Annotated in this window: 1 protein-coding gene; it reads right to left on the bottom strand. The window is 68.3% G+C overall.

What is annotated here, in order from left to right:
• Positions 1-1,256: beta-ketoacyl reductase (locus AOK08_RS48625; protein WP_198539566.1), on the bottom strand; the 1,256-nt coding region annotated here is incomplete at its 3' end.
• Between the last annotated feature and the right edge of the window lie 28 nt (positions 1,257-1,284).

The following is a 1,284-nucleotide window of genomic DNA, read 5'->3' on the forward strand; positions in this document are numbered from 1 at the left end:
CCCGACACCGCGTCAGCCCCCGACACCACCAGATCCCACAACTCACCCGGCGAACCCACACCACCCGGGAAACGGCACCCCATACCCACGATCACCACCGGATCGTCAGCCACCGACACCGCCCCGAACGGCACCAGCCCAGCCGAACCCACAACCCCCGCGAACTCACCCCACAAATACCCGGCAAGCTCATTCGGCGTCGGATAGTCGAACACCAACGACGGCGCCGTCGCCAAACCCGTCACCGCATTCACCCGATTCCGGAACTGCACCGCGGAAAGCGAGTCGAAGCCCAGATCCTTGAAGGCACGCCCGGGTACGACCATCTCCGCCGACGCATGCCCCAGCACCAGCGCAGCCTGCTCCCGCACCAACGCCAGCAGCAGCGCCCGCTGCTCAGCCTCCGGCAACACGGCCATCCGTGACCGCAGCGACGGTGCGCCCGAGCCCTCCGCCGTCCCTTCAGAACGAAGCGCCTGCACCTGCGGAATCTCATCGAAGAGCGCACTGGGGGCGGTGGTCACCGTCGGCAGATAGCGTTCCCAGTCCACCTCCACCACCGTGAGACTGCCCTCGTCGCACGCGGCGACCTGGCCCAGGACCGTCAACGCCCTAGACGGCTCCATCGGCACAACACCCTGCCGCCGCATACGCCCGGCCACCGCCTCATCGGCAGCCATGCCGGCATCCGCCCACGGACCCCACGCCACACAGGACCCGACGAGCCCTCGCGCCCGACGCTGTTCGACCAGAGCCTCCAACGCCGCGTTCGCCGCCGCATAGTTGCCCTGACCCTCACCACCCCACGAACCCGCCACCGACGAGAACGCCACAAACAACGACAACGGCACAGCCAACCCAGCAGTCAGCTCATCCAGATGAACCGCCGCATCAACCTTCGCCCCCCACACCCCCGCAAACCGCTCCGGCGACAGAGTCTCGACCACACCGTCATCCAGTACTCCGGCCGTGTGCACGACACCACACAACGGGAACTCAGCGGGAATCCCCGCCAGCACCTCGGCGAGCGCCGCACGATCCGACACATCACACGCCACGATGTCCACATCGCAGCCCAGCTCCACAAGCTCCGCCCGGAGCGCGGCCGCGCCAGGCGCCTCGGGACCCCGCCGGCTCACCAGCAGCAGACGCCCCACACCCTCACCCGCAAGCCAACGCGCCACCTCAGCACCCAGACCACCCGTGCCACCGGTCACCAGCACCGTGCCACCAACCAGCTGCGACAGCTCTCCCACACCAGCAGACGACGACCTCACCGGAGCA

The sequence above is a fragment of the Streptomyces graminilatus genome (assembly GCF_001418565.1).
Lineage (GTDB): Bacteria > Actinomycetota > Actinomycetes > Streptomycetales > Streptomycetaceae > Streptomyces > Streptomyces graminilatus.